This is a genomic window from Dysgonomonadaceae bacterium zrk40 (assembly GCA_016916535.1).
GTDB lineage: Bacteria > Bacteroidota > Bacteroidia > Bacteroidales > Dysgonomonadaceae > Proteiniphilum.
On sequence record CP070276.1, the window covers coordinates 2,004,870 to 2,023,414 of the forward strand.

18 protein-coding genes are annotated in these 18,545 nt (G+C 37.8%); 5 read left to right on the forward strand and 13 right to left on the reverse strand.

What is annotated here, in order from left to right; translation table 11 throughout:
- Positions 1–362: 362 nt before the first annotated feature.
- Positions 363–1,658 carry a group II intron reverse transcriptase/maturase gene (gene ltrA / locus JS578_08395; protein ID QRX64969.1) on the forward strand — a complete coding sequence of 432 codons (1,296 nt, stop codon included), beginning with the start codon at positions 363–365 and terminating at the stop codon, positions 1,656–1,658.
- A gap of 80 nt (positions 1,659–1,738) precedes the next feature.
- Here the strand turns inward: ltrA (JS578_08395) and JS578_08400 are convergent, their stop codons facing one another.
- Positions 1,739–2,143: a TIR domain-containing protein gene (locus JS578_08400; protein ID QRX62910.1), complete on the reverse strand. Its 405-nt coding sequence runs from the start codon at positions 2,141–2,143 to the stop codon at positions 1,739–1,741.
- 1 nt (position 2,144) lies between these two features.
- Complete coding sequence (locus JS578_08405) at positions 2,145–3,380, reverse strand: DUF4071 domain-containing protein (protein ID QRX62911.1); 1,236 nt, start codon at positions 3,378–3,380, stop codon at positions 2,145–2,147.
- 679 nt (positions 3,381–4,059) lie between these two features.
- On the opposite strand from JS578_08405, the gene istA reads away from it, so the two are divergent.
- From istA to ltrA (JS578_08425), 4 genes are all read left to right on the forward strand, one after another.
- The gene (gene istA / locus JS578_08410) at positions 4,060–5,637 is read left to right on the forward strand and encodes an IS21 family transposase (GenBank protein ID QRX62912.1); all 1,578 of its coding nucleotides are present in this window, start codon (positions 4,060–4,062) and stop codon (positions 5,635–5,637) included.
- On the forward strand, positions 5,603–6,358 hold the full coding sequence (istB, locus tag JS578_08415) for an IS21-like element helper ATPase IstB (protein QRX62913.1): 756 nt from the start codon (positions 5,603–5,605) through the stop codon (positions 6,356–6,358). The genes istA and istB overlap by 35 nt, the downstream gene beginning before the upstream one ends.
- On the forward strand, positions 6,348–6,494 hold the full coding sequence (locus tag JS578_08420; GenBank protein QRX62914.1) for a hypothetical protein: 147 nt from the start codon (positions 6,348–6,350) through the stop codon (positions 6,492–6,494). The genes istB and JS578_08420 overlap by 11 nt, the downstream gene beginning before the upstream one ends.
- 177 nt (positions 6,495–6,671) lie before the next feature.
- Positions 6,672–7,967: a group II intron reverse transcriptase/maturase gene (gene ltrA, locus JS578_08425; GenBank protein ID QRX64970.1), complete on the forward strand. Its 1,296-nt coding sequence runs from the start codon at positions 6,672–6,674 to the stop codon at positions 7,965–7,967.
- 351 nt (positions 7,968–8,318) lie between these two features.
- Here ltrA (JS578_08425) and JS578_08430 read toward each other — a convergent pair whose 3' ends face one another.
- The 11 genes from JS578_08430 to JS578_08480 form a co-directional block, all read right to left on the reverse strand.
- On the reverse strand, positions 8,319–9,698 hold the full coding sequence (locus tag JS578_08430; protein ID QRX62915.1) for a hypothetical protein: 1,380 nt from the start codon (positions 9,696–9,698) through the stop codon (positions 8,319–8,321).
- 29 nt (positions 9,699–9,727) lie between these two features.
- Positions 9,728–10,447: a hypothetical protein gene (locus tag JS578_08435; protein ID QRX62916.1), complete on the reverse strand. Its 720-nt coding sequence runs from the start codon at positions 10,445–10,447 to the stop codon at positions 9,728–9,730.
- A gap of 19 nt (positions 10,448–10,466) precedes the next feature.
- Positions 10,467–11,135, reverse strand: a complete 669-nt coding sequence (locus JS578_08440) for a glycosyltransferase family 2 protein (protein QRX62917.1) — start codon at positions 11,133–11,135, stop codon at positions 10,467–10,469.
- Positions 11,132–11,836, reverse strand: a complete 705-nt coding sequence (locus JS578_08445) for a glycosyltransferase (protein QRX62918.1) — start codon at positions 11,834–11,836, stop codon at positions 11,132–11,134. The genes JS578_08440 and JS578_08445 overlap by 4 nt, the downstream gene beginning before the upstream one ends.
- A 15-nt stretch (positions 11,837–11,851) precedes the next feature.
- A complete protein-coding gene (locus JS578_08450) occupies positions 11,852–12,658 on the reverse strand; it encodes a glycerol acyltransferase (GenBank protein QRX62919.1) in 807 nt (268 codons plus the stop codon).
- Between the two features lie 4 nt (positions 12,659–12,662).
- On the reverse strand, positions 12,663–13,520 hold the full coding sequence (locus tag JS578_08455) for a patatin-like phospholipase family protein (protein ID QRX62920.1): 858 nt from the start codon (positions 13,518–13,520) through the stop codon (positions 12,663–12,665).
- A gap of 3 nt (positions 13,521–13,523) precedes the next feature.
- On the reverse strand, positions 13,524–14,066 hold the full coding sequence (locus JS578_08460) for a 1-acyl-sn-glycerol-3-phosphate acyltransferase (GenBank protein ID QRX62921.1): 543 nt from the start codon (positions 14,064–14,066) through the stop codon (positions 13,524–13,526).
- A 6-nt stretch (positions 14,067–14,072) separates the two neighbouring features.
- The gene (locus JS578_08465) at positions 14,073–14,297 is read right to left on the reverse strand and encodes a hypothetical protein (GenBank protein ID QRX62922.1); all 225 of its coding nucleotides are present in this window, start codon (positions 14,295–14,297) and stop codon (positions 14,073–14,075) included.
- A gap of 167 nt (positions 14,298–14,464) precedes the next feature.
- Positions 14,465–15,412, reverse strand: coding sequence for a ketoacyl-ACP synthase III (locus JS578_08470; GenBank protein QRX62923.1), 948 nt, complete (start codon positions 15,410–15,412; stop codon positions 14,465–14,467).
- A gap of 117 nt (positions 15,413–15,529) precedes the next feature.
- On the reverse strand, positions 15,530–16,267 hold the full coding sequence (locus tag JS578_08475; protein QRX62924.1) for an outer membrane lipoprotein-sorting protein: 738 nt from the start codon (positions 16,265–16,267) through the stop codon (positions 15,530–15,532).
- Positions 16,268–16,285: 18 nt separating this feature from the next.
- Complete coding sequence (locus JS578_08480; protein QRX62925.1) at positions 16,286–18,544, reverse strand: RND family transporter; 2,259 nt, start codon at positions 18,542–18,544, stop codon at positions 16,286–16,288.
- Position 18,545: the final 1 nt, after the last annotated feature.

Genomic DNA, 18,545 nt, shown 5'->3' on the forward strand with positions numbered 1-18,545 from the left:
ACAGAAACGGTATATGAGGCATAATTGTCCTGGGTAAGCAACCACATCATTGTAACGCCCAAAAGGTAGTTTGTGGACAGATATGTAGATACCGCAGGGATTGGAGGAAGGAAAAAGCTCTTACCGGGGGAGATCTCTAAGCAGTAAAATGTAATGAGAAGTCAGCCGAGGTCATAGTAATTACGGAAAACGAGCCGGCAAGTGATAGAAATCCAGAGAGTCGGAGGTCTCACGAACGTAATGAAGGACTGAACGTTAAGAAGTTTTTAATGCGACATGGATTTTCAGCAATGAAATAGCCTGTAGCAAGCGAAACAGGGCAAGAGAAGATGATTAAATTAGCAAACAAAAACGAAATGGAATTGATCGAGCAAGTGATTAACCGTCACAACATGATGCGTGCATTGCAACAGGTCAGGCAGAACAAAGGTTCGGCAGGAGTTGACCGGATGCCTGTAAGCGAACTATACGACCACCTGACAAAGAACAGGGAAAGTATAGGGCAATCATTGTTAAATGGCACTTACCTGCCACAACCCATTTTGGGGGTAGAGATACCCAAGGGAAATGGGAAGACACGTCTTTTAGGTGTGCCTACCGTGGTTGACCGAATGCTTCAACAAGCCGTAGGGCAAGTTTTAGCCAACCGGTTCGAAATGGAATTTGAGGATTACAGTTATGGATTTCGCCCGAATAAGAATGCCCTGCAAGCGGTACTCAAAGCATTGGAGTATATAAACAATGGTTATCAGGATATAGTAGACATTGACCTGAAGAGCTTCTTTGACGAAGTAGACCACTGCATTTTGCTGCAATTGTTGTATCGCAAGGTAAAATGCCCGCTTACGCTGCGTCTTATCCGCAAATGGCTGCGAGCGCCGATTTTAATCAACGGGAAGTTAGTCAAACGCCGAAAAGGAGTACCACAGGGCAGTCCGCTGAGCCCGATTCTCTCCAATATCATGTTAGATGAATTGGATAAAGAATTAGACAGACGTGGATTAAAGTCTGTCCGCTATGCTGACGACTTTAGCATTTATTGCAAAAGCCAATGGCAAGCCCGCAAAACAGGCAACGAGATCTTTCTCTTTCTAAAGAGTAAACTACACCTGCCTATTAATCGGGAGAAAAGTGGAATCCGTCGCCCCGTAAACTTTTCGCTATTAGGATATGGTTTTGTGCCCACTTACAAAAAGGGGGAAAAAGGCAAATACCAGCTGGTGGTAAGCGGCAAAGGATGGAAAAACCTGAAACTAAAACTCAAAGCCATCACCCGAAAAACCACACCCGCCAGTTTCGATGAGCGTATCCACAAACTGAAAGAAGTACAGCGAGGCTGGCTTCAATACTACCGCATGGCAAGTATCCAGGAAAAACTCAAAGATGTGGATGGGTGGGTGCGTAACCGGTTACGTTGCTGTATCTGGAAACAATGGAAGAAATCCGAACGAAGACGGAAAAACCTGATACGTTTGGGCGTTGACCTTGAACACGCATACAGCCACAGCCGTAGCCGAATGGGTACATGGGCGGTCGCCTGTAGCCCTATTTTGAAAACCACCATCACGGTGGAACGTCTGCAACAACGCGGTTACGAACCTATGTTTACTTATTATCAGAAAATTGCTCCATTTCTTAACGAACCGCTGTATACGTGAACCGTACGTACAGTGGTGTGAGAGGCTCTCCCCGTCAGCCAAGGCTGGCGGGGCAGTCTACTCGATTGTGCCTTCGTGCTTTATATAGCATATGTTCTAATTGCTTGTACAATGCTTTCAGTATTCCAACGGATATCAATTTTAGACCTTGAATAAACTTCTGTCGAAATTCTTTCTTGTCCTCTGGGAATTACTCCTACAATCGGGATTCCATAAGATTGTGCAGTTTCAAGTTCCCAAATCATCCATTCGCTATGTGATGCGTAAATGCCTGCTAGTGCCAAAATGATATTGGAATTTCGAATTCTATCTCTAAGTACTGATTTCACATAAGTTGCATTCTCAGAGTTGATTGGAACTTTCTTTGACGCTTCTAGAAATTCTACATTAAAGTAGCCGCGTGCGTTAAGTAAGTTTTGTAAAGCTTCAAGGTCATCACCATGTGCCCATGAATGGCTAATGAAAATTTTAAACTCTTTTGCCATTTTATTTTGAATTTAATTGATTAATGTGTTTCACGGAATCTTGAAAAGTTTCCATTTCCCATGCCTCAGGGTGACAGTTTTCAAATAAGGATTTATACTTCTCAAACAGGTCAACATTGTCTTGGGCAAGATGACAATTCGCTAATGTTGCAAAAATCCATTTTAAATCACTTCTTATCTCAAAATCCTCGTCATCACTGAGTTTTTCAATAATGTTTATGATTTCTTTTCTGGTCTTTTTAGCCTCTACTTTTAAATATATTTTTTCATCTGAATCTGATGTAATTTCTGATTTGAAGTCTAGGCAAAGTGCATAGTTTTCTCCTGTATAATAATCTTGATTTATTGAGAATCCTCTTTTATAATATTCGATTGCTCTATCAAGATATTCAATTACTTCTATGTCATTTTGCCAAAGTCGCTTATAAATAGCTCCTGTTATACCCAAAGTTTCAGGGTCTGTAGTGTTTCGGTTCTCGGGTTCTAATCTACTTATGATAGTAAGTGCATCATTCAATGCCACTTTTGGATTGACAGTTTTGTCTTTATATGTACATAGAGCCCATTGTTGGATAAAATAAGTATCACTTTCGACTTTCTCTGTTAGCTTTCTCCACATTTTAGACGCCTCTGCAAAGTTTCCATTTTTCATTTCTATCTTGGCTTTCTCAACAAGGGCGAAAATGCTTTTCTCTTTAGATGCTAAATCTTTTATAATTTGAACATACTCATCTTCGGGTAATGTATATGGTTCAACACCTCTAATATGGTGAAAAAGCGGGCTGTCTGTTTCTTTAGCTTTGTCTATTTCGAGAATTAAACTGCTTAAGTGTGTTACACATCTTTCAGCTTCTGATGCCCCTATGTCTTCCCCCATATGAGCGTATGTAAACGTTTTATTATGATTTATGTCAAATGGTATATTGCCATCTTTTTCTTTCATTACAATTGTAGAGTAGGGTCTTGCAGCGTGTCGAATGCCAAGTTCGTAAATTGCATTTGGGTTAAATGTAGTTATGTCTGCAATAACTAAATCTGCTCTAATAAGCAGAGCATACATGCTTTTGTCAATAATTCCCGATTCTAAAATTTCATCACCTCTTATGCAAGTATAGCCTGCCTTTACAACCGCAGGCTTAATTATACGATGATATGTTGCGTCAAGGTCGTAGGTTTTCCCTAGTGTCGGGTCGGTCTTTTTACCATAACCCATAATCACAAAACATATTTTTTCCATTTCTTTCAATTTCTATTAGGTGTCTGGTTGTTTTTTAGCATGAGGCACAACGGTTACGTATATGAAACGTTTGGCATTTCGAAGCACTTTCCTGTCAAGTTACAAATACTTTTGATACGAGCCGAAACGTACTATAACTCACTGACTGCCAAATGTTTTATATATGATGTGTGCGCCCTGCATGAGCAGAGCGCACCTGCTGCAAGCAACAGTAAAATTTCAAAATTACAAATAATTTTGGTTAAACAATGCTCTAAGCAGGTGTATTTTTCCAGAGGGTGTAAGTCCCTTATGCACGGGGTCGTGCCCGAAGCATTAGCAAGTCGCAAGCTGGTTGTTGGTGACGACAGCAGTGAAGGAAGCGAGACTGCAAAATCCGGTACTGACGAACAGAAACGGTATATGAGGCATAATTGTCCTGGGTAAGCAACCACATCATTGTAACGCCCAAAAGGTAGTTTGTGGACAGATATGTAGATACCGCAGGGATTGGAGGAAGGAAAAAGCTCTTACCGGGGGAGATCTCTAAGCAGTAAAATGTAATGAGAAGTCAGCCGAGGTCATAGTAATTACGGAAAACGAGTGTATATATTAATTAAAAAGTACCCCACATTTCAATTTAAAAGTATACCACTTACAACTATGAATGGATTTTATCCGTTCTTAACAAATGATAAGTATGTATACAAAACAGGAAATCATTATTAGCAGCTATCGTGATGGTAAAAGCCAGCGTACTATAGCCCGCGAACTGCAGATCAGTCGTAAGACTGTCAATAAGTACATTCAGGAGTATGAAGCAACTTTAGAATCCTCTGATTGCAAAGAGACAGCCGGTGCATTATTTTTATCCGGCAATCCAGTCTATAAGATGACTGTACCCCGCGGTAAACTAAAGCTTACAAACGATGTGCAAGAGTTTATAGATAAACTGCTTTCTAAAAACAAAGAGAAGCTTGAGCAGGGATTGCAAAAGCAGCTGATGAAAAAGAAAGACATCCATGATGCACTGCTTGATCATGGTTTTGATGTAGGATACACCACGCTGTGCAACTACATAAGGCTTAAAGAGAAGCAGCAGTCATCTAAAGAGGCATATATCCGTCAGGCTTATGCACCTGGTGATATATGTGAATTTGACTGGGGTGAGATTAAACTTTTGATTGGTGGTAAACGCACAAGCTTACAACTTGCTGTTTTCACCAGTGCCTACAGTAACTGGCGGTATGCTTTTATCTATAATCGTCAGGATACACTCGCGTTTATGGAAGCTCATACACGCTTCTTTGAGAAGATTGGCGGTGTATACCGTGAGATGGTTTATGATAATATGCGGGTTGCAGTAGCAAGGTTTGCAGGTAATCATGAGAAAGAGCCCACTCGCGCTTTACTGGAGCTTAGAGGTCATTATCAGTTTACTCACCGCTTTACCAACTTCTATCGCGGGAATGAGAAAGGTCACGTAGAGCGCAGCGTGGAGTACGTGCGCCGTAAAGCCTTTGCTCCCAAAGATGATTTTAACTCTGCCCATGAAGCTCAACGGTGGCTTGATTCCACTTTAGAGAGGCTTAACGGGGTTAAACAGCAGGGTACGGGCAAGAGTGCCAATATGCTTCTGGAGGAAGAGAGAAGAGTTCTGGGCAAACATCCGGTATCAGTGATGATTTGCAGTGAACAGATCCAGCTAAGAGCAGATAAATATGCAACCGTCAGCCATCAGGGCAACCGTTACTCTGTACCCGATCATCTGGTAGGCCTGTTTGTTGATGTGAGCATCAGAAGCAGAGAGGTATATATCTTCTTTGAAAATAAACGGGTTGCCATTCATTCCCGTAGCTACAAGCCTCATGACTGGGTAATTGATATAGAACATTACCTTGGCACATTCAAGAAAAAGCCGGGAGCTCTTGCCGGAAGCAAGGCTCTGGCAGACAATAATTATCTGAGAGATCTTTATCTCAACTTCTTCCAGGATGAGCCTCGTGAGTTTATTGAACTGTTATCTTACTGCCGTGAACAGATGGTTAGTGAAGAGAAGCTGGAAGAATCAGTAAAGCGATTACTTGGCACCTGTGCTGACAATGTTACTGTCGAGAGGCTGCTAGCTCTTATTGGTAACAAGCATCCTGTAACACCAATAACAGAGACCACAGATAATATAGCCATTAAAGCTAAAGAACAACTAACCTGGATTACCCAATTAATGCATCAAACAAACAACAATGGACAATATAAATCAGCAAATAGCAGAATATAGCAAAGCTCTCAGACTGCCTGTTTTCAGACGAGATTACAAAGAGCTTGCAGCAGAGGCTGCTAAAGAGAGGATCGATTATGAAGAGTACCTTCTAAGACTCATGGAACGTGAGTGGGAAGTTAAGCAGGAGAACCGTAAAAAAGCTCAGATAAGGAATGCCAGGTTCCCTTCCAAAATGTATCTGACTAACCTTGAGCGAGATCAATTGCCACAGGGTGCAAAGGAAAAACTGCCTCTGCTTGAAAGACTGGATTTTATAGCATCATCACAAAATGTGATACTATCCGGTAACCCGGGTACAGGCAAAACACACATAGCGATAGGGATTGGACTTAAAGCCTGTATGCAGGGATACAAAGTATTGTTTACAACCGTACACAGACTACTGACTCAATTACGTGAATCGCAGTCCCAAAAGACTTTAAAACAGGTTGAAAATCAATTTGAAAAGTATGATCTGGTAATATGTGATGAGTTTGGATATGTATCTTTCGATAAGCAGGGAGCAGAGTTGCTGTTTAATCACCTCTCTTTAAGAGCAGGAAGAAAATCAACCATCATAACAACAAACCTTGGCTTTGACCGGTGGGAAGAGATCTTTGGAGACCCAGTACTTACAGCTGCTCTTGTAGACAGGCTAACCCACAAAGCACATCTTGTAAATATGAATGGTGAATCGTACAGATTAAAGGAAACTAAAAAAATGATGAATGAAAAATGAAAATAACAGTCAGAATAAGAACGCCTGTTTCCCTGTTGTTGGCGGTACCGCCAACAACAGGGAAACAGACTTGGAGATTAATTTAAAATGGTATACTTTTGGATTGAAATACCGGTATACTTTTGGGGTGAAATAAACAAACGAGCCGGCAAGTGATAGAAATCCAGAGAGTCGGAGGTCTCACGAACGTAATGAAGGACTGAACGTTAAGAAGTTTTTAATGCGACATGGATTTTCAGCAATGAAATAGCCTGTAGCAAGCGAAACAGGGCAAGAGAAGATGATTAAATTAGCAAACAAAAACGAAATGGAATTGATCGAGCAAGTGATTAACCGTCACAACATGATGCGTGCATTGCAACAGGTCAGGCAGAACAAAGGTTCGGCAGGAGTTGACCGGATGCCTGTAAGCGAACTATACGACCACCTGACAAAGAACAGGGAAAGTATAGGGCAATCATTGTTAAATGGCACTTACCTGCCACAACCCATTTTGGGGGTAGAGATACCCAAGGGAAATGGGAAGACACGTCTTTTAGGTGTGCCTACCGTGGTTGACCGAATGCTTCAACAAGCCGTAGGGCAAGTTTTAGCCAACCGGTTCGAAATGGAATTTGAGGATTACAGTTATGGATTTCGCCCGAATAAGAATGCCCTGCAAGCGGTACTCAAAGCATTGGAGTATATAAACAATGGTTATCAGGATATAGTAGACATTGACCTGAAGAGCTTCTTTGACGAAGTAGACCACTGCATTTTGCTGCAATTGTTGTATCGCAAGGTAAAATGCCCGCTTACGCTGCGTCTTATCCGCAAATGGCTGCGAGCGCCGATTTTAATCAACGGGAAGTTAGTCAAACGCCGAAAAGGAGTACCACAGGGCAGTCCGCTGAGCCCGATTCTCTCCAATATCATGTTAGATGAATTGGATAAAGAATTAGACAGACGTGGATTAAAGTCTGTCCGCTATGCTGACGACTTTAGCATTTATTGCAAAAGCCAATGGCAAGCCCGCAAAACAGGCAACGAGATCTTTCTCTTTCTAAAGAGTAAACTACACCTGCCTATTAATCGGGAGAAAAGTGGAATCCGTCGCCCCGTAAACTTTTCGCTATTAGGATATGGTTTTGTGCCCACTTACAAAAAGGGGGAAAAAGGCAAATACCAGCTGGTGGTAAGCGGCAAAGGATGGAAAAACCTGAAACTAAAACTCAAAGCCATCACCCGAAAAACCACACCCGCCAGTTTCGATGAGCGTATCCACAAACTGAAAGAAGTACAGCGAGGCTGGCTTCAATACTACCGCATGGCAAGTATCCAGGAAAAACTCAAAGATGTGGATGGGTGGGTGCGTAACCGGTTACGTTGCTGTATCTGGAAACAATGGAAGAAATCCGAACGAAGACGGAAAAACCTGATACGTTTGGGCGTTGACCTTGAACACGCATACAGCCACAGCCGTAGCCGAATGGGTACATGGGCGGTCGCCTGTAGCCCTATTTTGAAAACCACCATCACGGTGGAACGTCTGCAACAACGCGGTTACGAACCTATGTTTACTTATTATCAGAAAATTGCTCCATTTCTTAACGAACCGCTGTATACGTGAACCGTACGTACAGTGGTGTGAGAGGCTCTCCCCGTCAGCCAAGGCTGGCGGGGCAGTCTACTCGATTGGCAACTGGTGTTCATTCATATCCATCTGTTTATTATTTATTTAGCTTTTATTTCTTGTCATTGTCAAACTGCACCAACCTTACCACGAAGCATAAATTTATTTTGTTTTTTGTGGGTGGGCAATCCTAAAACCGCCCTCAAAGGCGGTTACTTGGGCAGGAGAGGCGGAAGCTCTTTTGCAAGCCGCTGGGTTGAGGGTTGGCTTCCCGAAAAAAATCGGGACAGGCTGTGGGGCTTGCAAATGTGCTTACGACTGTGCGTGGGCTAAAAAAGTGATTTAACATTAAAAACTATATTTCAATTTAAACATAAACATATTATTGTCCTTCAGATTCGAAAACAAATTATCTCCTTTTCCATCAAAAATGGGGATTGATACAGTGATTTCTGAATTAATAGTGGCTTTGTATGCAATCTCAGGCATATACACAAGTGCATAATTGTCTTGAATATTATCCCAGTCGGTAACTATAAAACCGCCACCAATGGGAGTAATTTTCAGCTTATTATTTAAAAATGTTTTTTCATATCGTAAAAAGAAATAATCGTTTAGATTTTCTCTTGCTCTTTCATGAATAAATCCGTGTAAATATTGAACATTAAGATAAGACCCGTCAGAGAAAAAATAATCACCACCAACTACAAATTTAATGTATGGTTTTGTTTTATCTAAGACTAACGAATCCTGGGTAACAGGAACAGGCGACATTGGGTAAAATGCTGATAAATCATTAGTCATTATAATATCTTTTTCCGGAATAAATGCTGCTGCTTCAGCCCAAACCCCAAATCCTGCTATGCTTGTTACTAAATCAGCTCCAATTATATGTGTTCTTGCAAACGATAGTTGTGAATTTATATTTATTCCACCAAGCTTATCAACCGGAATAAAAGTGTTTTTTGTGGCGAAAGGCAAGCCATCATATCCCCAAACATAGCTTAAAGAAAAATTAACCCCTTTAGCAAATCCTTTGAATTTTAAACCTGCCGAAGAACTTTCGCCAATATTATATTTTGGCATCATTAACGTATCAGAAACACTTTTTAATACCATTCCATCCGGCAGTTCCATTGTGGAATTCAGGATATTGGCAAAAATACCAACAGGCATATTTGCAGGCTGGAAAAAAGGGATAAAAACGCCCTGCAAAGAAAAGTCGTTATTAATATAGTAATTCAAGTTGATAGCATCGGAGCCTCTGCGACGGCCAAAATCAAGAATATCCTCCAAATCCAAAGGATTAAGATTGTCGGTTGGATTCAATTTGTCGGCAGTTCCCCAAACAATACGCTGACGACCAATGGTTAAGTCTAAGTTTTTAGTTAGAAAACCATTTAATTGAACGTAAGCTTCCCTGATTTCAAGATTATAAGGGTCAATAATCCCTTTATTATAAAGGTCAGCTGATGAATTTATATCGGGCAAGCCAATATTGCGTAACCATACCTCGCTATAAAACTTAGAATTTCCAGTTACTCGTTTGTCAAGGTTTAAAGTCAGACGGTTTTCGTTCCAGGCCCAATCGTTAGGTGATTTAAGTAAAAAACGTTGGTCGGTAAAAAGTTCACCTGACAGTTTGAGGCTGTTTGCTTCCTGCGCATTGGCAATACCTGAAGTTAAAATGAGTAATACCAATAATTGAAATAGTTTTATTCTTTTCATCTGATTGTAATTTAAAGTGATACGTATATTTATTGTAAAAGGTCTTTAGTTAATAAAATATTTCTTTTTGTAAAAAGCCCTATCCCAATGAGAATAAAAACAACTCCACCAATAAAAATTGGCCAGTAAAAATTTTCGGGATAGTATTGAACAGAAAATTTTAAAATGTCTTTAGCCTGCAGCGACCAAATATCGGCAGCCGAATAATGACTGAGTATAAACCTTATGTAATCTTGGGTAAATGATATAATTATTATTACAGAGCCTGTTATTAACATTACAAGTTCATGAGCCTTTAAGTGAACCTGTTCATTGCGTGCGGAAAAATAAAGTATTAGTAAAGCTAATAAAATCATAAGAAAAGATAGAATTAGTGGGGCTACTACAGGGCCAACCCAGGTTACAGGCAATAGGAATAGAATATCCATTGTCATTAAAGATTCTGGCCAGTTTATTAATATTTTCAGGAAGATATAGTAGAAAATATCCCAAACGGCAAAAGAATATAAAAAGTAAGCAAACCTTGTAACAGTTGATTTGCCTACAAGGATACCAATAGAAAGAAGCATAAGCAAAGAAAAGGCTTCTCTTAGAATTTCTGTTGTTGCAAGCACCCTTTCGATAGGCTGTAAAGGGAAAGCAAATCCATTGGGATATATAATTTCCCTTAGGTAAATTACAATTGCACTTTCGAAAAAGCCCATCGAAACAGCAAAAACTGTTATCCAAATTATTGTTTTTAGTTTCATCCTAAATAGTTTTAGCTTGTCATTTTCTAAAAAGATGTTTCAATATCTGATAATTTATAATCAGCGTATAAATTATTTCTTTAGCTTCAAATAGAAAATGTTTCGTTGCTTTAACAAAGGTTGTTTTTTTATATTTAATGGGATGCTTTAATCCCTCGAGATAAACTAAAGTAACTTTCTTTTTTCTCGATTTGTAGTATATGTTGATTAAGGTTTCTACCCCAAACCTGGATCCCTTCATTTTATCCAGAATAGGCAAAAGATCAAGCCTTAGTAATGCTCTTTCGCCCGTAAATGATTTGAACGGGTTTAATTTTGTATGTATTGCTGTTTCCGTTGGCTGTCCCAATACCATATCGGCCTCATTTTTGAATATTGGTGTTATTAATTGAGCCAAATGTTCTTCCTGTAAATTTGATAAATCAGCATCAACAAAAACAATTATATCACCGCTAGCATTCTCAATGCCTTTTGCCATTGCGTAGCCTTTCCCTTTATTTTCAGGAAGGAGAACGTACTTAATATTGTGTAAGCCGAATAGTTCAGTTAAAATCGCATCCGTTCTATCGGTTGAACCGTCATTAACAACAATAACCTCGTCAAAAAAGTAATCGCATACGGTGGTTACTACTTCTTTGATTGTTTTCTCCTCGTTGTAAACACAAATTATGGCCGAAATTTTACTCATTGTTTCACTCTTTTAGAAATTTGTTTTTCTACAGATTTTAGTAAAAGCTCATAATTCTTAAAGGCTGTATAGGCTATTTCAAAGCCTTCGTTAATATAGCCTGTTGTTGCCTTAAACGCCTTAAACGAAGACATTTTTTTGTACTTATCCTTATGTGTCATCCCTTTTAACCTGATAAATTTTATGGACTTGCCAATCGATATGTAATAAAAATACAATAGAGTTTCTACACCAAAACGTGACTCCTTCATTTTATCAAGAATTGGTATAATATCTTCTTTGTATAAAGCTCTTTCACCTGTTAATATTTTTAAAGGATTTACATCCTGGCTTAAAATATTTACAGTAGAATAGCCTAAAACCATGTCCGATTCTTCTTTTAATAAAGGGTTGGTTAATTGATTAATGTATCCCTGAATAATGTTCGACTGGTCGGCATCAACAAATAGCATAATATCAAAGGTTGAATTTTCAACTCCCACCGCCATGGCGTATCCTTTCCCTTTGTTTTCTGTAAAATGGATTGCCGTTATCTCAATCTCTTTCTGCAGCTCCTCAATTATTTTCTTAGTATTATCCGAAGACCCATCATTAACTACAATAATCTCACTAACAATTAAAGATTCTGAAACTGAAAGGATGACATCTTTTAGCGTTTTCTCCTCGTTATATGCACATATTATTGCCGATACTTTTTTCATATTGCATTTTTTAAGTTATAGACCTGTTTTTTTTACAAATTGTGACCAATCGTGGTGAGACCTTGATATATCGAAGGTGCTGTATGAAATGGGCTTGCCTATTTTAACCCTGATGGTTTTATTTCGTTTGTTAAATAGTTCATGAGGCAATAGAACTAATTCCAAGGTTTTACTTATTCCAAAAGTTTTCCGGGCTATGTATATAAAATAAAAAAGAAGTGAATTTCGCCCGTAGAAATAAAATGGAACAACGTTACGCTGATACGCAACTGCTTTCTTAATAAACCCTTTTTGCCAGTCACTATCCTCAACTTTTCCTTTTTTAATCCTCGAAACAAGACCAGCGGGGAAATGAGTAATAGGGATATCAGACTTAAATTGTTTCTCCAATTCTAAAATATACTCCCTTGGATTTGTTCCAAAAACATTTACCGCAGCAATATTCTCTTTTAAATGAGGAATAAGCATAAATACGTTGTTGCCGATAGCCTTAAAATCACCGTATTTGTTAGCAACTGTGCTTGTTAAAATTAAGCCATCAACAAATCCAAAAGGGTGATTTGCCACAAAAAAGCATTTGCCATTGTCGGGTAAATTCTCAATTCCTTCAAGTTCTACTTTTATGTTTAGCTCCTTAATTATTTTAGGCAAAAAATCAACCCCTTCGTAATCAGCGTAAGCAGATAGAATTCTATTTATCTCATTTTGCCTGATAATTAGCTTAATCAGGTAAATCACAAAGTCGGGCAACCGTTTAAGAAGTTTCGAATCACTTGCTTTAATGAGCTTATGAATATTGATATATTCTTTTGATAAATCCATTCCCTTATAGGTTTTTATAATAATAATTTATTGCCTCTTTTGCTGCACTTTCCCCTAACTGTATCAATTCTTTTGCCTTGTAAAAATCAAAGGTATTTGCCGAATCGTATGGTATATTAATTATCATATCGGGTTTATGTTTCTCGATGCTCATTTTTGCAATCTTATGTATCATTGCCGATGTCGTACTGCTTAAAAGTGAGTAATACCCTGTACTGTACTTGTCACCAGTTAAGATTAAGGTCGATATGGTGTTCATCAACCTATTTAAATATCCGTTATTAGTATTTGTTTCTTTTGGAATATCAGTTTTTTTGTCACCGTAAAGATTCACTACTATCAGCATATCTCCATTCTTACGGGACACGTATTCAATAGGAATTGGATTAAGAACGCCACCGTCAACAAGAATGGTATCAGTGTATTTTACCGGCGTAAAAACTGCCGGAATTGCAACGGATGCACGGGCAGCTTCATAAAAGCTTCCTTTTGTAAAAACCACTTCTTTTTCGTGGAGTATATCAGTAGCAACGGCAGCAAAGGGGATGGGCATATCTTCAATATTCATATCAGGGATAAAAGTTTTCATTTTATCAAAAACCCGCTCACCTTTTAATAAGCCATTTGTTGCAAGCGTAAAATCCATAAAGCCCCATACATCCCTTTTGTTAAAGGTGCTTACCCACTTGGTATATTCTGGTATTTTACCTATGGCATAAACGCCGCCAATAACCGACCCGATAGAAGAACCTGAAATAGAAGATATTTGAAAACCCAGCCGCTCTAATTCATTTATAACGCCTATATGAGCAAGCCCCTTTGAGCCACCACTTGATAGTACTAGTGCTACATTCTGTTTCATATTTTATACTTTTAGTTCAGGTGAAAAATTTTCAGGATATTTTGCTGAAACATCAGAATACAATTGAGCAATCTCTTTTCTTACTATACTAATATCTGTTGGGTTATAAATCACTTTTTTAATTCCGATTTCTTTCTTCTTATAATCAATGTATCCAACAACAATGGGGACATTTGCTCGTACAGCCATATAGTAATACCCTTTTTTCCATCGTATTGTTTTTGCCAATTGCCCTTCCGGAGACAACACGATATGAAGTTCTTGGCTAATATTAATTAATTCAGCAACATAATCAATGTACTCCTTGGTTTTACTCACGGGTATAGAACCAAAAATCTTAAAGAAATAGTTTAATGGAAATTTGAAAAATTCTTTTTTTGATAGAAATTTGTAATTTATACCTAACTGCATTAAATATAGTTTTCCATAAAATCCATCCCAGTAGCTAGTGTGTGGGGCAAATATGATGATGCTTCTTTTGATGTTTGGAAATTCGCCTTTGATTTTCCAACCTAATAAATATTTCAATATAAAACCAGAAATCATTATTTTTTAAATTAATCTTTTGATATACGAAATCAAATCACCAACAGTCTTAATTTCATGAAACATATCATAATCAATTGTTATTTTTAGTTTATTTTCTAAATTCATAAACAATTCGGCTAAATCAAGATTGTCGAATTGTAAATCATCTTCAAACGAGTAATCAATTTTTATATCAGATACTTTGATATCGGATAAATCACTAATACTTTCAATTATTATTTTTTCCATAAAAAAATGTGTATTCTAAAACAATACTCCGTTGACCTTTTTTAAATGCCTGTTAGTGAGTAATTTGCACAGTGCGCAATGTTTATCACAACTCTCTGATAATAAAAACTTTGCGCCATTGCGTCTTTGCGTTTAGATTTTTTTCAACGAACTATTGCTAAAATAAATTATAATTTTTTCAATAAAACGGCACCACTTGAATAACCACCACCGAAAACCGATATAACGATTGTGTCATTTTGTTTGAATCTATCCCAGTTTTGAGATAAAACAATGGGGGTACTTGCAGAACCTGTATTTCCTAAATATTCTATATTTGTTAATAGTTGAGATGGTTTTAATTTCAATTTTTCAGCAACATAATCGGTAATTCGTTTATTTGCCTGGTGTGGAATTAAGTAGTTCAATTGGCTGATAGGAATGTCATTTTTGTGTAAAATTTGCTCTGTTTCCTGTATCATATAAGTACACGCATATTGAAAAACGTCTTTTCCAAAAGGCATTTTTATACCTCCATTACCAGGTCTTAGGTAAACGCCTTCTATACTTTTGCCAATGTTGCCTAAGCCAGTGGTATTTATATCAATCACTTCAATGTCTTCATCTGAATGTCTTTCATTTGATAAAACCACTGCTGCTGCACCATCGCCCCATAAAAAACCCGAATTCTTGTCAGAATCATCGTTATATGCACTATTGTTTTCTGAAACAATAATTAATGCTTTGCTTGCTTTATTATTTGCAAAATAACATTCGACTATTTCAAGAGCATTTACAAATGAAGAACAGGCGGAATCAACGGTAAAACATTTAGCATTAGCAATATTGAATTGATTTTGTACTGCATGAGCCAATGTGCCAACTGTATCATAAGGTGTGTAGGTTGCACCGATTATTAAATCAATTTCATCTAAGGATAGAGGCGATTCGAAATAGGCCTTTTTAACGGCTTCAATCGCCATTGAATTTGTATTTTCTTCGGGACGAGTTCTTCGTCTTTGCTTAATTCCGCATTTGGAAATTATTTCTTCATCAGAAATACCATAATTATCAGTGAAAAACGCGTTAGGGACTATAATGTCCGGTTTATAAGAATTCGCATAATTGATTATCATATCATGAAGTTTATTTTTGTATTATGTTATAAATTTGCGTTTTATAACATTTTTAACATATATATATGTTAAAAAATCAGCACATTAACTATTAAATTAATGTGCTAATCAAAATTTTTATTGTTTCAATTTTCTAACGGTAAAGTCATCGTCTGTTAACCCCGTGTCGTATTCCACATCCGACATTTGCATTTTAGTTTTGTGATTTTTCTTCAAGTCGGTCATTTCAATTTCTGAGGCATTCCAATAGTTGCCAATCTTTTTGAAAGTATATTTGGCTTCTTTTATTTTATTATTACCCTTGTTGTAGTATTCCATAGATTCTGGGTAATAATTTGTTTTATTAACACGTACAATTACTTTCGAATAATCCGATTTACCACTTATAGGAGTTAATTCCAAAACAAATACATTGCCTTCTGTTTTTGCTAATTTTGGGGTGTACTTTACCGAGAATGGTACAGATTCCATATCGTCATAAGAAAAATCGGTGCCTGCAAAGTTTTGATTTTTAGCGCTGGAAGCAATTCTTCTTTCTCTGCCAAAAGCCGGTAAATACAAATACATTACATCATTAGGAAGTGATAAAATGGCGATGCCTTCCTGTGATGCGGGTGCAGTAAAACGAAACATTCGTTTATCGGTTCCTTTCTGCTGAATGGTCGCTTCACGGATTTCTTTGTTGCCATTTTTATCAATCAGGATAATTGTATTTTTCCCTGTCATGTCTTTGGGGGCATACATTACATCGTCCATTTTTTCCAAAATAGTTGTTGCATCTTGTGCATTTGCAGAAATTATACTGCTTACTCCGATTAATACAGTTAATACTGCTGTTCTAAATGTTGATTTCATAATTATAAGTTTTAAATGTTAATGATTATTTGCTATTATTTTATGTTTTCTGTTTGCCAGTATAAGAATAGCAGGCAGCAGTGATAGCGCACTAAACCCGGAACCAATCATACTAATGCCAATCAGTAGTCCGAAATTTTGTAAGGGTACGATTTGAGAAAACAGAAGCACTAAAAATCCTGCTAAAACCGATACTACATTAATTATTATTGCCTTGCCGCTCAATAAAATAACGCTTTCGATTGATTTTTCGGCATCTCCGTTTTCCAGCAGATGATTATTAAATCCGGTGATAATATGGATAGAATAATCAATGCCTATACCCAAAGCAATACTGCCTACCAATACGGTTGCTATATCGAGCGGAATTCCGGTTATTCCCATTATTCCTAACAGGACAATAATCGTTGCAACCACGGGAATTGCGGCAAAAACTCCTTTAGAAGCAGACCTCAAAATCGCGCTAACAATCAATATAACCAGTGCAATAGCAATTAACAAACTGTTGCGCTGGCTGTTTAATAAGCTGCTATTGAGCTTATCGTAAACGGATGGCATACCTGTAAGCTCTATTTGGCAATATTCATTTTGGTTTTCTTCAATAAAACGGTTCATTTTTTTAGTAAATGCTTCAATGTTTTTAGTATCAACTGAGGCAAATTTTGATTGAATTACTCCTTTGGTAAGGTCGTTATTAACCAGTTGCGGCATCACATCCTGTCCATCAAGCAGGAACCATAATTGCTCAATTTTTGCCTTTTCACCGGGTATTTTTTCCCCTTCGCCCATGGCATCGTTCATTTGTTCAATAAGGTCGGCCACCGATTGGGTTATGTCAATACTTGGGTCTTCTTCCATAAAACGTTGCGTTTCAATCATCTTTTGTAGAACTTCAGGACTTTGCATATCGCCTTTAAAAACAACGAATATGGGTAATGACCCACCAAATTTTTTCTGCATTACATCTTCTGCCACCCGGGTAGGATTATCTTTTTTAAAATAATCTGCCATGTTTACACTGGTTTCAATTTGAAAAATCCCGATAACACTTACCAGAAGAATTAATGCCCATGCAGTAATAGTATATTTAGGATGTTTAAAAAGTGTTTTAGTTAGCGGTAATAATATTTTATGGGTTAAGACCGTTTTCTTTTCTGTATTTTCAGCAGGTTTTTTCTTTCGATACGTTGACAAAGCTGAAATCAGAGCCGGCACAAAGAATATGGACAACAACAAGGCGATGAATGTACCGACTGCTGTGAATATCCCAAAGTCCTTAATCATTGTAAGGTATGCGCCAAAAACGAACGAAACAAAACCTGTTGCAGTCGTGACTGCTGCCAATATGACCGGAATGATAATATATGCAACCCCCTTGATTAATGCTTGTATTCTGTCCTGAAGGGCCATGTGGTTAATACTGTTCAGCACATGAATGGTATAGGCACTGCCCACCGCAAGTAGTACAACCGGTATGATATTTGATATAATGGTAAGCTCATAGCCTGCAACAGACATTATTCCCAAAGTCCAGACTACAGAAATCCCGGCAACCAGCAACGGCAATAATACGCCGCGAAACGATTTAAAACTAATCCAAAGAATAATTGCTATAACAAGAAAAACAATGGGTATCAACCAAATTATATCGGATATTATTAAATCGTTAATATCGTTCATCATCATTGGGAGCCCGCCAAAGTATAGTGTTTCCGGCAGGTCCATATTTTCAATCTTCTCCTTTATTTCTTTTGCAATAGTTTGATTATCTGCATCCGGAAGCAGGGTGAACATGATTGCCGTCGCCTTACAGTCATCGGAAACAATTACCCCCCGGTACATGTCTTTTGACAGAACATAAGCTTTAAGGCTGTCTAAGTCAGATGGGTCTGTCGGTAATTCATATTCATCAACCAGCTTTCCTATTTCAATCCCCCAATCGGAGCTTTTAATATCAAGTATATTCGTTAAACTTGTTACGGTAGAAACGCCTCGCGTGTATTTAATACTATCAGTAATTTGTTTAACATGTTTAATAACCTCTGCATTAAAAACATCTTTAGTTTCTAACACAATCATGCCCATATCATTTCCGGCAAATTCCGTTCCTATATCTTTATAGAGTTTGGCAGTCGGGTCATCATCGGGTAAAGAATCAATAATATCAGGATTTATAGGCAAGTTTCTTAGTTGATAACCCAAAAAAACGGTTAATACCACAACAACTGAAATTATCAGCCATTTTAGTCTGATTATTAATTTTACAAATTTGTTCATG